This is a genomic window from Cytophagales bacterium (genome assembly GCA_019456305.1).
In the GTDB taxonomy this organism is placed as follows: Bacteria; Bacteroidota; Bacteroidia; order Cytophagales; family VRUD01; genus VRUD01.
In genome coordinates, this window is the sequence record VRUD01000060.1 from 1 (window position 1) to 17,852 (window position 17,852).

Sequence of the window (17,852 nt, forward strand, 5' to 3'; positions counted from 1 at the left end):
TTGCAAGGTCATCTAACAAAAAATAATATAAGAACGCTAATACATTATCCGGTTCCGCCATATCTACAGAAAGCATATAATGACCTCGGTTACAGCAAAGGGGATTTTCCTATAACGGAAGTTATTGCTGAGACGTGTTTGAGTTTGCCTGTTTATCCGGGGCTTAAGGATGAAGAGGTTGTTATGGTATGTGATGTGATCAAGGAGTTTTTTCATTAAAATATGAGTCCACTCTAAAAAGTCGAAAAAATAAAAATGCCACTAAAGCACCAAAACACCAAATCCCATCCCGAGTACTCGGGACTGAAAATCAATCAGTTAATTTTTGGTTGAATTTTGTGTTTTGGTGCTTTTGTGGCAAAAAAGACTTTTTAGAGTGGACTCAGGCTTTAATAATTATCGCATTTTGCCTGATTGTTGTAAGCCTTGTTTCCAAACTCATTGCCAGAAAAGTTGTTTGGCTTTGGTTTAAGCTTTCGGAGGGTTTGGGTTATATAAGTTCAAGGATTTTATTAACCGTGGTATTTTACATTATACTTTTCCCCATTTCATTACTCTATAGATTATTTAATAAAGACAGTCTTGTTTTAAAGAGAAAAACCGGAACTTACTATAGAGAACGAGGCCATGAATATGTACCTGGTGATCTTGAAAATCCGTGGTGAAGTCATCAGTAATCGGTTATCAGTTATCGGTTATCAGTATAAATTATCAATAACACCGATTACCGATTACCGATGACCGATATTAAAACCTCTTATATCCATCTCTGTAACACCTCAAAAATAAACGGATTAACGGTTGAATATTTTTTTCATTCTGATAACTTTCCAATGCTGAATAATAATGCCATCTGAACTTAAAGAAAATATTCATATATGGCCAACCAGCATCTTTCAGCATTTTATTGAGGATTAATCTGCCGGTTCTCCCATTACCATCTACAAAAGGGTGTATATATTCAAATTGTGCATGGAAGAAAGCACAAACCTCAATGACATGATATTTATCATTATATTGATGATACCATCTAAGTAATTTATTCAGCAATAAATGAACTTGCTGATGATCAGGCGCTACATGGCTTCCAACACGCACGTTTAATTCCCTTATATTACCTTCATATTTTATTAAATATTCCTGAAGTGTTCCTGCTACAACTTTTTTTTGGACAGCACATATAAATTTTTCATCAATTTTGTTTTTGTAATCTATAGTATAATCAAAAGCATCTTTATGATTAAGAGCTTCTTTTACATGCTTTAGTGGTTTTGCAGGGCAGATACCTTCAAAAAGGAGTTTGCCTGTATCTCTTAGTGTTAATGATGATCCTTCAATAGCGTTGGAGTCATAAGTAAAATCTGTAATAAATGCTCTGTAATAATTGTCCGGTTCATACTTTTGTAATTTCTTTTCAATTTTTGATTTTATAATTCTAAAATCAGAATATTCCTGCTTTGTGAGAACGCTTGCGACATGATAATTTTCATCAAGCGCTGTTTCTTTTTTTGTTTCAATAAATGGCATAGTGAATAAATATATGACTACAAAGATAATGATTTAATTGATAAAGTAGGCGTAGCTGACAATGTAATTCCAGCCCATATATTAAATGTTTCAGGGGAAATGAAATTGTAATATGACTTATCTCTTTTTTCTATTGCTGTTTGTTTCGTGGCCTTGGAAAATTTTTTATGGATTTACTTGTCTGACGATGAGAAATGTGAAGCAATTTGGAGATCCTATAACATTTTTCAATATAGCAGAGAAAACATTGATTTTGACCCCGATATTGGATTTGTAAACAAACCTGATTTGCGTGTTGTGTTTAATAACATCGATTTTCAAACCAATATTTCAATTAACTCGAGGGGATTTCGAGATGACAATAATTCTCTGGTGAACTCGGATGTATTGATTTTAGGTGACTCATTTGGCTTTGGCTGGGGTGTTAACAAGAATGAAACATGTGAAAGTTTTATGGAGAAGATTGGAAATTTAAAGGTTTTGAATATGAGTGTATCAGGATATTCAACCGTTCAGGAATTTTTACTACTCAAAAAGTTTGCTAATCGAAATAATATCAAAGGTAAAATAGTAATATTCCTTTTTTTTGAAAATGACTTGGACAATAATCTTCAGGGTTATCATTTTTTACCCTTTCCTTATCTTTATGTTGAAGATAGTTTAATTAAGTTTTCGAAACCAACTATTGGGCAATTTAATAATTGGTTAAATATCGTCAATGGTAGGATGAACAAGGGGATTGCGAGACACTTCTTTATTGGTGATATAATTTATCAATCTGTAAATAAAATAAAAAAACGAGTAGAATCAAAAAAAGATTATAGCAAAACTGAGGGTGATAATCAAAGAATTATTGATAAATACGAGACTTTTGATTTGTTAATGAAAGAGATAAAAGTTTTTGAAAACCGAAAAAAGTTTCACACATTGTTTATTTACGTTCCTTCAGTGGATTACTATCTTGGGGCTGATAAAGAAGAACTGGTTTATAAGATCAACGAAATATGCGAGAGATTTTCTGTTCCATTTATAGATCTAAGTCGATGTCTTGAGATTAACGATTACTACTATGAATGTGATGGCCATTGGAAGCCAAGCGGACATTATAAGGCGGCCTCAGAAATAATCAGTTATATCGAAACTGTTTACTTTGTAAGCGGCAGTGTAAACATAGTAAATCAGGTTAAGTGAGCTGGAAGTTATACTAATGAATAAAAAAATTAAATGGCAAAATTAATAGAATTAAGCAAGATAATAGAATGGTAATACTACGTTTTTTGAGCAAGCTATAAATAATCAAACAATCACTGTCTATAGGGATGGTAAACAAACAAGGGGCTTTGCCTATATTGAGGATACTGTTCATGCAAGCTTAGAACTTGCTGAAAAGATAGCTGGTTGCCAAATATTTAATATATCTACCGAGAATGAATATACCGTCAGTGATTTATCAAAGAAGGTAATGGAAATTACAAATTCAGATTCGGAGATATCTTATGTTAATGTACCGAAAAAAGATATGATTTTGAAGTTGTCAGAAGGGTCGGATCTTCAGAATAACTTTATCAGGCCATCCACACACAAGCTGGATATTTGCGTAAAATACTGTAATATTGTATTTTTTGACTTTAATTGGAGACTGTTAAAAAGTTTTTCACAATGAAATGATGTTATAATAAATTAAATGGCAAAATTAATTGAATTAAAAACCTTTATTGACAACAGAGGATCGCTAACGGTATTTGAAGATCATGAAATCCCATTTAAAATTAAACGGGTTTTCTACATTTACGGAGTAGATAATTCTCAAAGGGCCGGTCACAGGCATCACAAAACCCGCCAGGCATTGATTTGTTTGAAAGGCAGTTGTGTTGTTCATAATAATGAAGGAGTACTTAAGCAAGATTTTCTGCTCAACTCTCCCAAAAATTGCCTGCTGCTGGAGCCAGAGGATTGGCATCTATTGGATGGCTTTACACCCGATACGGTACTTATGGTATTGGCTTCAGAATATTTTGATGAAAAGGACTATATATTTGAAGATTACAAGTGAGTTATTTTTGGGTGTACTGAATGACGCTATTATTCAGGATGATGTTTCTAAGCTCATTCTGCTTTATAAAGCAAGAATAAATAGTAATTTTCGTCTTTTACAATTGCGCCTTCAATATTTGCAAGGTATTTTAAATTGATACCAGACCGGACTGTAAACTCTTCTCCAATATGGACATTTATTGTTTTATTAAGATAGCTTATGTTTTGATTGATAATGTATGGATTGTGGCTTATTATTATTAAGAAGTTTTTCCTTTGATTCGTTAAAAGGGATATGGCATCTTCAATAGCATTACTTGGCCCAACTAGGTTATTTCTATCTTTAGACCATATTACATAAGTACCAAATTTTTTACTTTCCGGATAAAATATTTTTTTATTTATGTAGTAGGTGATTGGCTGTACTGCAAAATCACGGCTCCCAACCAACAACAAGTCATTAAATTCTTCTTTTAATAAATATGTTGATGCTTTCTCAGCATTAGAGAAAGGATATTTTAAATCCATAGCATAAGCATAGGTGCCTGTAAAAAGTTGTACTGACAGAATCAAGGTCAGCATTGTTGTTTTTATTTTATATGTAAAATCGATGATTGACGACACCATTTTTTTTATATGCATGGTTCCATTGTTTTTTAAGGAAGTTGATTCATCTATGTAAAAAGAAAGCCAGTAACATACTATGAACATCAGGAAAATATGTCCATGGTGCCTGAGTTGGCCATGCCAGATAAAAGCTATTAATATCAACATGGTGAAAGTAGAGAGAAAATACAATGTTAATAGTAAAGGTCTTTTCAGGAATAAAAATATAGGATAAACATACAATAGTAAACCCAAAAATAATCCCAACCACATACTTAATTCATCAGGCAGCATCGTCAGAATACTTGTATTCCAGAAATGAAAAGCAGAAAAATCAGGAAAGGGAAAATACCCATGAAAAATTATTGCAATGTTCTGAGCCATCCACTGAAAATTCTTTACCGGGGCAGTTCCGGGCATTGAAGAAGAAAAATAGCCCCATTCAAGTGTCTGGCTTATAATGTCTCCAAAGCCGATCGTAATTCCAGCAAAAAATATGAACAGGCTTGCAAAACCAGTTTTGTTAATTTTGAAAGGTTGAGATCCCTTTTTTTTAAATAATATTTCCAATAAGAGAAATAAACCTAAATTGGCAGCTATGATAACTCCGTAAAGATTGGTGTTAGCAAGGAAAAATAGGATCAGTGAAATTAACAGGTAAGATTGATGTCTTTTTTTGTACAAAACACAAAAAAGAAATATCAGCAAAAATTCAAGGCTGTAGCATCTGGCAATAATACTGTACTCATAAAATAAAAAATAACTGAAAGCCAAAAGTATCTTGAGCAATAAGTCAAAAGGCGCATAACGAATAATAATATAAACAGCAGTGGTCCCTAATAGTAAATTAAGCAGCTGCATGTAAAAAGGATTATCAGTGAAGATAGTAATAAAGAAGTTTAAAATATACCATAAAGCCGGATGTGTCTCAGTATACATATTGCTGATCAGATCCGGTATTGAAGAGCTTTCTTTAGCGATCAGCCATATTTCCAATTCATCACGCCATAATTCATGGTTCATAATGCCGATCAATCCCGAAATAAAAAAAATAGCGATTATCAGCAGGTAGATATATCTTTCATTAAGTCTCATAAAGCGGCTAAAATAAAGTTATATTCATGATTATTACGTTTGATATCTATGTGGAATATGACAAAATTTGACAGCTCACTTTTTTTTCAAAACAAAAAATAAACTGCTTCCGAAAGGCTTTTTCTTAAAATAATTATTTTCAAAAGAAATCAGCCAGAACAATAAGTAATTTATGAAACCAAAAGGTATTTTTGAGTCGGATTTCACTTTTACATTATATATATTTTTCAGTTTTATTCTCTGAAATAACCTTGCAATGTAAATAAACGGAGTTAACAGAAACGGCCAGTATATAACATTCAAACACTCAAATTGAGTTTTTTCAAATACAGCCCAAATATCTTTTTTTGTAAATCTGTATTTGATGCCCACACTAATATCATGGACACCCCTAAATGCCCCGAAAGCTGGCACATTAATGATTGCTATTCCATTAACTTTTAATAGTTTATGAAACTGTTTGGCTATTCTGATCTGTTCTTCTCTTGAGAAAAAGTATAAGGTATCATTACTTACAATCACATCAGCAGTGCCGGCTCTAAAATGATTTGAGATATTTATTAGATCATCTATTATTACATCCAGAGATCTTGATCGGCAGATTTCAACAGCATATTCTGAAATATCAATACCTTTCACATTGTCATATCCATTACTCTTTAAATATCTCATCAATCCCCCTGTACCACATCCTGCATCAATAACATTGATATTTTTTTTTAAATTATTTTCTATCATTCTTAAAACCAATGCATGCAGGCACTTATACCACCAAAGATTACCTTCTACAGCAGCCATTTGTGTATATTCTGTTTTTCTGTCTAACATATACCCGTTTTGAAAGAATTAATCGATAATTTTCATCTTGATCACCCATTGTGGTGTAGCATTCTGGTCAAGATATTGCTTGCCTAAATATTCACCAATAAGCCCTAGAAATAAAATCTGAAACCCTGATAACATTAGCACAACAACAATAATAGAAGCCCATCCCAACGGAATTTCAGGATATAGCAGTTTTTCTATAATAAATGCAATCGAAGATAGAATGCCAAGTAAAAAGATCACAAAACCTGTGATGGTAAATATCCTTAAAGGGCGTATCGAAAAATTAAAGAACATATTAAGATAAAGCGAAAACAGTTTTCCAAATGTATAGTTAGACTTACCAACTTTGCGAAATTCATGTGATACAGGTAAAGTACCTATATTGTTAGTAACTCTGAGCAATAATCCGTCAATATATGGAAAGGGCCCTTTATATTTAATAATTTCATTTACAATCTCTTTCTTAATTGCTTTAAAACTTGACAGATAAAGATTTGCCGGCTTGTTTAATAATATTGTAGCAATCATATTATGAAACCTGCTGCCAAGGTTTCTGAACCAGTTGTGCTTTTTATGATCGTATTTTGAGTAAACCACATCAAATCCTTTATGCACTTCATTTACAAGCATCATTATTTCAGAGGGTGGAGTTTGAAAATCATCATCCAATACTACTGCAATATCACCATCAACAAAATTCAAACCGCACATCACTGCATTATGCTCACCGAAATTTTTTCTTAGCGAAAGAAATTTGACGCAGCTTTTGGCAGCAAGTTCCTTGCAAATTTTTTCACTCTTATCTTTACTCCCATCATTAACTAGTATAATCTCAAATTGCTGATGGGAGAGCACATTTTCAATTTCAGCAACAAGTTGTGCAATCGTTTTTTCAGCGTTGTAAACAGGAATGACAACAGATGTTTTCATAGATTATTATTTTTTGTTTTTATTATTTCATTCATAATGCATCAGAGAATGTTTTCAATTCATACAAATAAGCCATAATTTTACATATAATTTATTTTAGTATCAAATTTACCAATAATATTATTATCAACTTTATTCAAAGTTGCTATATTGTGTAAAAAAAACTCAAATGAATCTACAAAAGCAATTTCAATCTATTATTAACCTGTTTTTAGCTCAGCGGGTTTTTATTATTTTATCAGTTTCGTTATTATTACAGCTTTATATCGCTTCATGGCCCGATACTATGGGCGATGTTGAATTGTACAGATCCTGGTGCCGCACATTGGTGAATGAAGGTTTGGAAGCATCATATTGGGGCGAACCCCATCCAAATGGGCTCATTCTTCAGATTGATTATCCTCCCGTTTATCCATACATGATATACATTATTGGAAACATACACCAATTCATTTCTGCTGATTCATTCCAGTCTAATGATATACTTGTTGATTTTTTGTTGAAACTGCCTGCCATTTTTTCCAATATAATTATTAGCCTGCTCATTTATTTTTTCTTAAAAAAGCAATTGACAAATAGGGATGCTTCATTGGCCATGATGTTTTATGCTTTGAATCCCGCAATAATTTTTGACACCGCATATTGGGGACAAACCGATGCGTTTTACAGTGTTTTTATATTGCTCTCTCTACTTTACTTTATGAACAAAAAACCCGAATTAAGCTGGGTATTTATAACGATAGGAGTATTTACTAAACCCCTGGTGCTCCCTTTTGCGCCACTCATAGCAATTTTTACATGGAGAGATTTTGGGCTTAAGCGCACCTTCAAATGTACTGTAACTTCTGTGATTACAACCATTATAATATTTATTCCTTTTTTATATCTGAATAAAATCGAGGAAATCATCTACAGCCTGTTCTTCCAACTGGAGGCCATGCCCTACATTTCTGTAAACGCCCACAATATATGGTGGATCATAGGGGCAGGACTGCCCTGGATAGATGCGAGCACTAAAATACTGGGAGGAATGTCCTTTAAATCTACGGGTATAATCTTATTCTCATTATTTTATATTATTTCAATTATTAAATTCTGGAGGTCGAAAGATGGGTTGGCGCTTTTTTATCTTTTTGCGAGTGTTGCGCTTGGTTTTTTTATGCTTTCAACTCATATGCATGAAAATCACTTATTTGCTTTTTTCCCCTTGGTATCTATGTTCGTTATTTATGACCAGAGGATAAAATGGGTATACGTCATTTTTACATTAACTTATCTGGCAAACATGGTGCTCCATGACCCCTTTATTGTCTCTTCCGGTATTTTTAATATGGGAAAAATATTATATATACCTTATGGAAGCGGGGGTAACATCTCGTTATTCAGGTTGGCGCTTACGATATTAAATAGTCTGATAGGTCTTTACATATTCTTCTATTGGATATTCCATTATTATTTGAGTGAGGATAAGCATCACTATGCTACTGGGAAATATAAAGTAATATTAGCGATAACGTTTATTTGCGGTGCCATTTTACCTTTAATACTTAAAGCCCGCACTTTTAAAAATGAACCATTCAATCTCAACAATGCCGTCATCACTACAAACCAGGATAACAATGTAGATTTGACATCATTCAGTATTAATAATGATAACAGGCAAGTTATTTATGCTCATCCGCCAACCCAAATAACCTACAATAATTTAGAGATATCTGAACAAACAGGTTTAACTTTTGGGTTCAGTCTCCATCCACAAACATGGAATCCTGAAAAAGGTGATGGAGTGCTTTTTGAGATTTCGGTTCAAATAGATAATAAAGCGGAAATGATCTTTTCAAAGTATATAGACCCGAAGAAGAATACTTCTGACAGAGAGTGGCATGATTACCAGATTGACCTGTCTAAATATAAGGGAAAGGAAATTTCTATAACCTTTATCACTTCACCAGGCCAGGCAAATAACAGCAGTTATGACTGGGCAGGCTGGAGCCAGCTCCGATTGATCTCAATAAATGATTCAAAATAAAATTTAGACGGATCCTTCGTTTAGGGTACCAAACCTTTCGAAACGATCTTCTGCAATACTTTCTCGGCAATGAGCTCATTACCAAGTGAATCCGGATGCATGTCGTCTACATATAAGGGGGATAGCATTTAGAATAATAATAGGCTTTTAGCAGCCTGTCTGCTAAACAAAAAGACTTAGCAAAAGGCCAGCAAAAGAAATTCACGCTAGCTTGATCTGGGTAATTTTTAAAACAGATCAGTCTGTTACTATGCATATTTTCCGAACTATTTAAAACTATATCTGTATCTGATGGTTTGATAAAATGAGATCACTGCGGTCATAATAAAAAAAGTTAATTTTTCAGAGTATCCTTCACCTGTTTTTCTTTTTTGACATGAAACTGGTATTTCTATAATTTTTAATCTTTTTAAGCATGCCACACCAACAATAATCACATTAACTGCAAATGTAGAAATTGGTATATTGTTATATGCATCTTTAAATTTTGATGTTTTCATCAGACGATAGGGTGAATTTATATCCCCCATTCTCTTTCCATAGAAAAGTCTGATCGTGATTCTTGAAAAAAAGCTGATGGTCTTTCGTGTAAAAGAAAGATTTCTTCTAATCCTCCTACCTATAAGAAAATCATATTGCTCTCTTTTTTCCCAAAATTTCGAAAAATGGTCTGAACTTATCTCATTATCAGAATCCACCTGAAATATCCATTCAATATTTGAATTTTCTCTATAACCCTGCAAAAGTGTTGGACCATGTCCATTATTAGCTTTGTTGTGAACGATTAATATTTCATGTTTCTTTGCTATTGTATTCAAAATGCTAAAGGTGTTATCAGTTGAACCATCATTGTATGCATGGATTTGAAAGTTAATTTCATGTTTTTTTAGTTCATCAATCCAGCTTTTTATAACATATTCAATTATTTCTGCTTCATTATATACCGGCATAATAACAGCTAGTTCTATCTGTTCTTTCATAAGTTATATCTTGTTTTTTTTACTCTCTTTTCATAAATATCTAATGCAATTGCTATTGTATGATGCATATCGTAATATTTATAATCTCCCAACCTGCCACTGATAATGACATTGTCCAGCTTTGCTGCTTCATTGCGGTACTTTAATACTAACTTTTGATTCTTTTCATCATTAATTGGATAAAAAGGACTGTGGCCATCATCAGATTTTGAAAATTCTTTAATGATCAAAGTTTTATCATTCGGATAATTTCTTTCAGCATGAAGATGTTTTGGTTCATGTATTCGGGTATATTTTATAGATTCATCAGCATAGTTCATTACAGCAGTTCCCTGATAATCCTCAACCCCAATCACTTCTTTACAAAACTCAAGCGTGCTCCATTCAAGGTTGCCATATTTAAAATCAAAATAACGGTCAATTGGCCCGCTGTAAATAATTAACATTGGTTCAGGTATTTGTTCTCTAATAGCGAAATAATCAATATTGAGCTTTAAGCATATATTTTTATGATTTAGCATTTTTTTAAATATTTCAGAATAACCCTTTAATGGAATTCCCTGCCATCGGTCAAAGTAATAATTTTCGTTATAATTTTTTCTAAAAGGTAATCTGTTGAATATGGATTCAGGCAGCAGTTTAGGATCTCTTTGCCAGTGCTTTATAGTATAACCTTTTATAAATGCCTCATATAGAGGTTTTCCGATCAAACTAATAGCTTTTTCTTCAAAATTTTTGGGCTTCTTAATCCTATCTTTAGCAATTTCATTCTTTATAAATTCATCAACTTGAAAAGGTTTTAAGTTAATATTATAAAAAGCATTTATTGTTTCCAGATTGATTGGCATTTGATACACTTTATTTTTATATGTAGTGAGTACCTGATGAACATATCCATTAAATTCAGTGAATCTATTAATATAGTCCCAGACTTTTTTATTTGAGGTATGAAAAATATGTGTTCCATATTTATGGTACTCTATACCTGTAGAATCATCTATGGTTGAAAAGCAATTACCACCAATATGGTTTCGTTTTTCAATAACTAAAACTTTTTCATTCAAGTCATTTGCTATTCGCTCAGCTATTACAGAACCAAAAAATCCACTGCCTACAACTAAATATTTAAAGTTTTCAAAATTCATATTTTGCTCATAAAATTTTCTGCTTTTGAATAAGTTGGTTTAATTTGTTTAAGAAGAAATATGGTATATAACCACAAACTGAATGTACTTAGAAATCTCATATAACGCACTAATTCTGTAGGAATATCTTTTATATAAAAAACATAAGGGAATCCATCTGTGAATAATTGTATAATAATGTAAGAAAATATAGGTATTATAACTTTAAACCCAATATTTTTCAAAATACAGTGGTAGTAAAAAATCGAAAAAAAGGATAGCATTAGTAATAGCTGATAATTTAGCCATGAATTTCCATAGATCATAAGCAAAAGAGGTATAAAAAGAGAAATCTCTAATAGATTGATCTCAATACTTTGATGTTTTTTTCTATTTTGCAATATTGAAAAAACAGAGAAACTAACGAGAATAATGGTGGTAAAAGTGCTTAAACCTTTGGCTATTAGTGGATTCAAGAAGGGTAATTTGGCAAAGAAAATTTCCAGGCTTATGTTATCAGAAGTATCTTGTGCTGATTCCATAAACATATAAGGCAACAATATAAAATAAAAATCATAAACTTCCTGAAAACCTACCACTAATATTGAAACAATCATCAAAACGATAATTGTAATTATGAAACTAATCAGTACATTCCATTTTTTTTTAATGACAAAATATATCAAAAATATTAAAGGATAAATTTTTAACATGGTTGCAATGCCTAATGTACATCCGGGAACTAACCGATTTTGCTTAATAGAAAATAGAATTGTTAATGCAAGAAGCAACAAAATCAGCGTTTCTAATTGCAATCCGTAAAGAGTTTCAAAGAATGGAATGTAATTTAATGTAAGTATCATTATTATAAAAATAAGGTTTTTATTTATTTTGCCAATTATTGCAATATAAATAAGTAAAAAGCTAAAGAATAAATATAAGGCTAATTGCAAAATCCAGTGATAAATAAATATATTATCACCAATACCCAAATTTGCAAACGGTATCCATAGGCTGGCATAAATTGGTGGGTATCTATAGAGGGGTAAATCAGCCCGGTAATTATTTTCCAAATTATCGATAAAAGGATAAAGTATGCCAGTATTTATATATTCTAGCACCTGATTCCAAATTACAGGAAAATCGCAAAATCCAAACTCCTTAATATTATATACTTCTAAAGAAAATCTGATGCCAGAGGCTATTAACAATATTATAATAATTATGTTTAGTATTTTTAGGTTTTTCATTAACAAGAAATAAGTTTAAAATGAATGTCAGAAGGTAACGGGGGCAATTCATTACATGGTAACGCTGGATTATACATTAAGTGATCCTGTTATTTGTCGCAAAAAATACAAAATCGCGGCATATTTCAAATATATGTCGTTCATTACGACAGGTTTTATTAGTTGGTCAATATTCGGTAACTTTATTGATTTTCAGATTATGGCGCCATACCCTTATGTCGCAAGAACAATTACCGGTCGGGACTAAAGAACAGTACTGTCTTCTCATCTTCCTGATATGCGTTTCCAACTACATAATGACTGTAGTTTTTTGAGTAATAATAGACTTTCAGCAGCCTGTCTGTTAAAAAAAACAGAGATAGCACCGTAATCAGCAATAGCCATTCCCGCCATCTGGTTTTAAAATATTTAAAGAGACTTCTCATGCTATGACTTGGAAGTTATTAAGAGGATGATTAAATAACATAGCAAACAAAGATTATTTAATAAATATTCAAATTTAGTACTTTTGTAGCTTAATAATAAAAAATAAACGGAATCATCGGATAATTGGTTATTCCCCCTATTTTTGTATCTTTGGGGTGAACTTAATTGAGGAACAAACTCGCAAATCCCCAAAGTTATGGAAATGATATTAATAATAACAACATTAATACTTACAATAATGACAATTAGCAGTAAAAGGATATTATTTTTAGCACGTTTTCTTTTTAGTTGTATTACTTGCTATTATATATTACTTTTTTTTAATGGGGGTGTATTTGTTTGCTTTCAGGAACAAGTAACAAAACCCATGATGTTAGCAGTAAAAGATGAAGGTAAGTATAATTTTGGTAAAGGTATGCCAAAAGCTGATTGTGATAAAATGCAGATCATAACAGTTGAAGATTTATTAGAGCACAAAGGAATTGATATGCCAACGTCATCGGAAACAACTTTTAAATCAGCCCCAAAGGAAACACTGGACACGTCAACTCAAACTAAATTAGATATTTAAAACACACAAACCGATTAACCGATAATTCCAAAAATAAATCAGGATAATATACCGGTAATAGGAAAACAAAATAAAATTTTTAATTGATGAGGGCCTTCCAATATCTAAATAATGAAATATTAAAAGAATTTTATTAATGGATAAAAAAAGACAAGGAGCGTCAAAGCTCAGGATAAAAAAAGACGATACTTCCGAAATGTCAATTATAACAGAAGAAGGCAAAAAACATGAAGTGCCGGTTGAAGGCTCGTTGGGCTTGTTAGCGCTTGGTGCCAAAGGATTATTAGCCTGGCGGGAAAAGCGTGAAAAAGTTGAAAAAAGTAAAAAAAAGAGCTCTATTTAATATGCCAAAACGACTTGCCAAAAAAGTACTGCTTATAGGCTGGGATGCTGCCGATTGGAAAGTGATCAATCCAATGCTTGAAAATGGACAAATGCCTGCCCTGGCAAGTATCATTAATAATGGTGTCAGGGGTAATTTAGTCACCCTGGATCCTCCCTTATCCCCCATGTTATGGACATCCATTGCAACAGGTAAAACTGCTGATAAGCATGGTATACTGGGCTTTACAGAGCCCGATCCGGAAAAAAACAGTGTTAGTGCTGTTTTATCCACTTCAAGAAAAGTAAAAGCTGTTTGGAATATTCTGACACAACAAGGTTTAAAAACAAATGTGATCGGATGGTGGCCAAGCCATCCTGCAGAACCAATCAATGGTATCAGTATTTCTAATTTCTACCAGCGTGCAAGAGAACCCATTGATAAACCCTGGAAGATGATGCCAGGCACTGTCTATCCGGAAACCCTCACCAAAACTTTTGCAAATTTACGCATCCATCCTGATGAGCTTACAGAGGCTCATATACTGCCATTCGTACCTAATGCTGCAAAAGTTGATCAGGAAAAAGACCCCAGGATAGGAGCATTATCCAAAATTATTGCAGACTGTGCATCAATTCATGCGGCTTCAACTTGGGTAATTGAAAATGAGTCATGGGATTTCATGGGCATATATTATGATGCCATTGATCACTTTGGCCATGGATTTATGAAATTTCATCCTCCACATCTCCCCGGTATTCCCGAAAATCTCTTTGAGATGTATAAAGATGTAGTAGTAAGTGGTTATCGCTTTCACGATATGATGCTTGAGCGTTTACTCCAATTGGCAGGGCCGGATACAACGGTTATGGTTATTTCTGACCATGGGTTTCATTCTGACCATCTGAGGCCTCTCAGCCTGCCAATAGAGCCCGCAGCACCTGCCTTTGAGCATAGCCCTTATGGTATTGTTGCTATGAAAGGTGATCACATCCGGAAAAATGAAATGATAGAAGGAGCAACTGTATTGGACATTACCCCTACCATTCTTACTTTATTAGGTTTACCAACAGGCGATGATATGGATGGCCATAGCCTCGTTCAGGTTTTTGATCATGAGGTAAAACTGGACAAAATTTCCAGTTGGGAAGATAAACCCGGAGAATGCGGCATGCACTCACAAACAACACCCGTTACAAATTCAGAAGAAAATAATGAAGTCCTGGATCATCTTGTTGAATTAGGTTATATTGAAAAACCTGATGAAAATAAGAAAAAAGCAGTTGAAAATACTACTAAAGAGGCCCAATATAATTTAGCGAGGGTTTACATTCATAAAAGAAGCTACTTAGAGGCAATTCCCATACTTAAAGAGCTTTGCGAAAAAAATCCGGATCAAACAAGATTTTCATTAAGGCTTGCCTCATGCTACCAAAATCTAAATAAGATGAAAGAATGCCGGAAAATTGTTGATAACATTCGCAGTAAACAGAAAAAAAAGCTACCTATGTTAGATCTTTTGGAAGGGACAGTGTTGTTAGGAGAAAGTAAACCGGGAATAGCGCTTAAATACTTTAAGAAAGCAGAAAAAAACATTAAAAATTATCCCGACCTGTACCTTCAGATAGGCAGAGGTTATTCACAATTAAATCAATGGGAAGATGCAGAGCGTGCTTTTAGAAAAGCCATTGATATTGACCCCGACAGTGCTGTATCACATCATGGACTTTCTGTAAGTCTTTTAAGAAGAAATAGGTTTGAGGAAGCCGCGACAGAAGCATTAGAAGCAGTAGGTTTAGTATATAATTTTCCTTTCGCCCATTATCATCTTGGAGAATCATTAATAGGCATAAAGGAATATAAAAGTGCAGCCGAGGCATTTGAGGTTTGCATAACCCAGGCTCCCAATATTGGTAAAGCAAGGCAAAGATTGATCACCATTTATAATGAGCACCTGAACAAGCCTGAAAAAGCAGATGAGCATAAAAAGATCCTTGATAACATGGTTAGAAAAACCATATATGTGGTATCAGGGCTGCCTCGTTCGGGCACTTCCCTTATGATGCAGATGTTGGAATCGGGTGGTATGGAAATATATACAGATGGTTTCAGAAAAGCAGATGAAAACAATCCAAGGGGTTTCTATGAACATGAAAATGTTAAAACATTGATGAGAAATAATACATGGCTGAAAGAGACTGACAATAAGGCTGTGAAAATAATATCTCATTTGTTACACAATCTTCCTCCAAATTACAACTATAAGATAATTTTTATGGAGAGAGATATTACGGAAGTCATATCATCACAGGTTGAAATGCTGGAAAGACAGGGAAAGGCAAACACTAAAAATTATCCTTTAAAGCTTGAGTTAGCTTTTAAGAAAAACCTGACGAAAGTCAAGGAATGGGCAAAAATACAGCCTAATGTAGAAATGATTTGTGTGAAATATACTGATATTATTACTGATCCTGTTAAACAGGCTGAAAAGGTTGGTGAATTTTTAAATAACAGTTTAAATATTTTTAAGATGGCCGCTGTTGTGGATACTTCTTTGTATCGTATTAGACAAAAAAAATAATATTTTTGTTTAAAAGTTAATAATTTGTTATAAATTGCAGCCCTAAAATAAAAATAAAATAAATCTTATAAAAAATGGCTAACACAAAAAACAAATTAAACAAAAAGCTCGCTTCTTATTCTGCAGTTTATTCTGCAGTAGCAGGGGCTTTGGCCGCATCTGTGGGTTCAGCAAATGCAGGCATTACATATACGGATGTTAATCCCGATAGCGTTGTCAACACTCCAGGAGATACTTTAGTACTTGATCTGAACAATGACGGCACACCCGATTTCCGTTTGAGATTAACAACAGGAACTACAGGTGGTTTTCCTTATGCAACGATAAGAGCAGATGCTCTGAATTCAAATGCTGTAGCCGGAGTAGCAGGAGCACCCAACAGGGCTGATACCCTTAGTGCGAATTATTCCATCAACAGCGGTATTGGCTGGTTGCCAGGTAACGGTGCGATAATGGGGTACGATTACAACAATACAACCTATCAGACAGGTCAATGGCCCGGGGCAGTTGACAAATACCTGGGATTGAAATTGATAGTTAGTGGCAAAACTTACTATGGATGGGCACGTTTGGATGTTGTGGCTAATTGCACATCCTTTACACTCAAAGACTATGCTTATGAAACTATTCAGGACAGATTTATTTTAGCCGGTGCCATTCAGGCTGATACCGTTTCCAGCATAGCTGCAACCGATGTTGCAGAAAACGTAAATGGCAGCGACCTTCAGGTTGCATTTAACAAAGCTGTTAATGAAGCCACTGTTTCCGCATACAGGATTATTGTTGTGGATTCTGCCGATGCAGCAACCTTTGACCTGGATTCTGCAAATGCTGTTATTGCCGCAAATTATACTGCTGTAACGCCCACAGGCGCTAATATTTCCCAAACACTGGCAGCAGGTGCAAAAACCGACAAGGGTGTAGCAATCACTAATGGTATGCCTTACAAAGTATTTGTATTAAGCGTAACTGACGGTGTGAATACAAATACCAATTCATTACCAGCAGCTTCCAGTGTAATTACGCTTAATATTCAACCGGCTGATGTTATTTCCAGTCTGGTTCCGACAGATGTTGCAGAAAACGGAAACGGAAGCGATCTTCAGGTTGCATTTAACAAAGCTGCTAATGAAGCCACTGTTTCCGCATACAGGATTATTGTTGTGGATTCTGCCGATGCAGCAACCTTTAACCTGGATTCTGCAAATGCTGTTATTGCCGCAAACTACACTTCTGTAACGCCCACAGGAGCTAATATTTCCCAAGCATTGGCCGCAGGCGCTAAAACCGATAAAGGTAATGCCATTGTAAACGGAATGCCGTATAACGTATTTGTTTTGAGTGTGGCTGACGGAGTAAACGCACTGACTAATGCATTATCAGCAGCTTCCAATGTAATTACGCTTAATATTCAACCGGCTGATGTTATTTCCAGTCTGGTTCCGACAGATGTTGCAGACAACGGAAACGGCAGCGATCTTCAGGTTGCATTTAACAAAGCTGCTAATGAAGCCACTGTTTCCGCATACAGGATTATTGTTGTGGATTC

Annotated in this window: 15 protein-coding genes; 8 read left to right on the top strand and 7 right to left on the bottom strand. The window is 33.9% G+C overall.

Translation table 11 applies throughout. The features are described from left to right. Positions 1-219, top strand: a 219-nt coding sequence (locus FVQ77_12590) for an aminotransferase (protein ID MBW8051151.1), incomplete at its 5' end; no start/stop codon positions are given. 528 nt (positions 220-747) lie between these two features. Here FVQ77_12590 and FVQ77_12595 read toward each other — a convergent pair. Beyond that, the gene (locus FVQ77_12595) at positions 748-1,527 is read right to left on the bottom strand and encodes a Fic family protein (protein MBW8051152.1); all 780 of its coding nucleotides are present in this window, start codon (positions 1,525-1,527) and stop codon (positions 748-750) included. A 153-nt stretch (positions 1,528-1,680) separates the two neighbouring features. Here FVQ77_12595 and FVQ77_12600 point away from each other — a divergent pair, with 153 nt between their 5' ends. The 3 genes from FVQ77_12600 to FVQ77_12610 all read left to right on the top strand — a co-directional run bounded on the left by FVQ77_12600 (position 1,681) and on the right by FVQ77_12610 (position 3,580). Further along, positions 1,681-2,718: an SGNH/GDSL hydrolase family protein gene (locus FVQ77_12600; GenBank protein MBW8051153.1), complete on the top strand. Its 1,038-nt coding sequence runs from the start codon at positions 1,681-1,683 to the stop codon at positions 2,716-2,718. Positions 2,719-2,815: 97 nt separating this feature from the next. Further along, positions 2,816-3,190, top strand: a complete 375-nt coding sequence (locus tag FVQ77_12605) for a hypothetical protein (protein MBW8051154.1) — start codon at positions 2,816-2,818, stop codon at positions 3,188-3,190. A gap of 21 nt (positions 3,191-3,211) precedes the next feature. After that, positions 3,212-3,580 carry a WxcM-like domain-containing protein gene (locus FVQ77_12610; GenBank protein ID MBW8051155.1) on the top strand — a complete coding sequence of 123 codons (369 nt, stop codon included), beginning with the start codon at positions 3,212-3,214 and terminating at the stop codon, positions 3,578-3,580. Positions 3,581-3,633: 53 nt separating this feature from the next. Here the strand turns inward: FVQ77_12610 and FVQ77_12615 are convergent, their stop codons facing one another. The 3 genes from FVQ77_12615 to FVQ77_12625 all read right to left on the bottom strand — a co-directional run bounded on the left by FVQ77_12615 (position 3,634) and on the right by FVQ77_12625 (position 7,020). Continuing rightward, positions 3,634-5,262: a hypothetical protein gene (locus FVQ77_12615; GenBank protein ID MBW8051156.1), complete on the bottom strand. Its 1,629-nt coding sequence runs from the start codon at positions 5,260-5,262 to the stop codon at positions 3,634-3,636. A gap of 75 nt (positions 5,263-5,337) precedes the next feature. Next, the gene (locus FVQ77_12620) at positions 5,338-6,090 is read right to left on the bottom strand and encodes a class I SAM-dependent methyltransferase (protein MBW8051157.1); all 753 of its coding nucleotides are present in this window, start codon (positions 6,088-6,090) and stop codon (positions 5,338-5,340) included. Between the two features lie 18 nt (positions 6,091-6,108). Next, on the bottom strand, positions 6,109-7,020 hold the full coding sequence (locus tag FVQ77_12625) for a glycosyltransferase family 2 protein (protein MBW8051158.1): 912 nt from the start codon (positions 7,018-7,020) through the stop codon (positions 6,109-6,111). A 169-nt stretch (positions 7,021-7,189) separates the two neighbouring features. Between FVQ77_12625 and FVQ77_12630 the strand changes: the two genes are divergently transcribed. After that, positions 7,190-9,049, top strand: coding sequence for a hypothetical protein (locus tag FVQ77_12630; protein ID MBW8051159.1), 1,860 nt, complete (start codon positions 7,190-7,192; stop codon positions 9,047-9,049). A 266-nt stretch (positions 9,050-9,315) separates the two neighbouring features. Here FVQ77_12630 and FVQ77_12635 read toward each other — a convergent pair whose 3' ends face one another. From FVQ77_12635 to FVQ77_12645, 3 genes are read right to left on the bottom strand one after another with little or no spacing between them, the layout of a single operon-like run. Next, entirely contained in the window at positions 9,316-10,029 is a 714-nt protein-coding gene (locus FVQ77_12635) for a glycosyltransferase family 2 protein (protein MBW8051160.1), read from the bottom strand. Further along, positions 10,026-11,174 (bottom strand): UDP-galactopyranose mutase, encoded by a 1,149-nt coding sequence (gene glf / locus FVQ77_12640; protein ID MBW8051161.1) that lies wholly within the window; start codon positions 11,172-11,174, stop codon positions 10,026-10,028. Before glf ends, FVQ77_12635 begins: the two co-directional genes overlap by 4 nt. Further along, on the bottom strand, positions 11,171-12,403 hold the full coding sequence (locus FVQ77_12645; GenBank protein ID MBW8051162.1) for a DUF2029 domain-containing protein: 1,233 nt from the start codon (positions 12,401-12,403) through the stop codon (positions 11,171-11,173). Before FVQ77_12645 ends, glf begins: the two co-directional genes overlap by 4 nt. 622 nt (positions 12,404-13,025) lie before the next feature. Between FVQ77_12645 and FVQ77_12650 the strand changes: the two genes are divergently transcribed. The 3 genes from FVQ77_12650 (at position 13,026) to FVQ77_12660 (ending at position 16,303) form a co-directional block, all read left to right on the top strand. Beyond that, complete coding sequence (locus tag FVQ77_12650) at positions 13,026-13,400, top strand: hypothetical protein (protein MBW8051163.1); 375 nt, start codon at positions 13,026-13,028, stop codon at positions 13,398-13,400. Positions 13,401-13,536: 136 nt separating this feature from the next. Beyond that, positions 13,537-13,743 carry a hypothetical protein gene (locus FVQ77_12655; GenBank protein ID MBW8051164.1) on the top strand — a complete coding sequence of 69 codons (207 nt, stop codon included), beginning with the start codon at positions 13,537-13,539 and terminating at the stop codon, positions 13,741-13,743. Position 13,744: 1 nt separating this feature from the next. After that, the gene (locus FVQ77_12660; protein ID MBW8051165.1) at positions 13,745-16,303 is read left to right on the top strand and encodes a tetratricopeptide repeat protein; all 2,559 of its coding nucleotides are present in this window, start codon (positions 13,745-13,747) and stop codon (positions 16,301-16,303) included. Positions 16,304-17,852 lie beyond the last annotated feature (1,549 nt).

Bases quoted from the DNA above. Each gene is read 5' to 3' on its own strand.
- FVQ77_12660 (MBW8051165.1), top strand. From the start codon at position 13,745: ATGCCAAAACGACTTGCCAAAAAAGTACTGCTTATAGGCTGGGATGCT.
- FVQ77_12620 (MBW8051157.1), bottom strand. From the start codon at position 6,090: ATGTTAGACAGAAAAACAGAATATACACAAATGGCTGCTGTAGAAGGT.
- FVQ77_12655 (MBW8051164.1), top strand. From the start codon at position 13,537: ATGGATAAAAAAAGACAAGGAGCGTCAAAGCTCAGGATAAAAAAAGAC.
- FVQ77_12635 (MBW8051160.1), bottom strand. From the start codon at position 10,029: ATGAAAGAACAGATAGAACTAGCTGTTATTATGCCGGTATATAATGAA.
- FVQ77_12650 (MBW8051163.1), top strand. From the start codon at position 13,026: ATGGAAATGATATTAATAATAACAACATTAATACTTACAATAATGACA.
- FVQ77_12630 (MBW8051159.1), top strand. From the start codon at position 7,190: ATGAATCTACAAAAGCAATTTCAATCTATTATTAACCTGTTTTTAGCT.
- FVQ77_12625 (MBW8051158.1), bottom strand. From the start codon at position 7,020: ATGAAAACATCTGTTGTCATTCCTGTTTACAACGCTGAAAAAACGATT.
- FVQ77_12610 (MBW8051155.1), top strand. From the start codon at position 3,212: ATGGCAAAATTAATTGAATTAAAAACCTTTATTGACAACAGAGGATCG.
- FVQ77_12595 (MBW8051152.1), bottom strand. From the start codon at position 1,527: ATGCCATTTATTGAAACAAAAAAAGAAACAGCGCTTGATGAAAATTAT.
- FVQ77_12615 (MBW8051156.1), bottom strand. From the start codon at position 5,262: ATGAGACTTAATGAAAGATATATCTACCTGCTGATAATCGCTATTTTT.
- glf (MBW8051161.1), bottom strand. From the start codon at position 11,174: ATGAATTTTGAAAACTTTAAATATTTAGTTGTAGGCAGTGGATTTTTT.
- FVQ77_12645 (MBW8051162.1), bottom strand. From the start codon at position 12,403: ATGAAAAACCTAAAAATACTAAACATAATTATTATAATATTGTTAATA.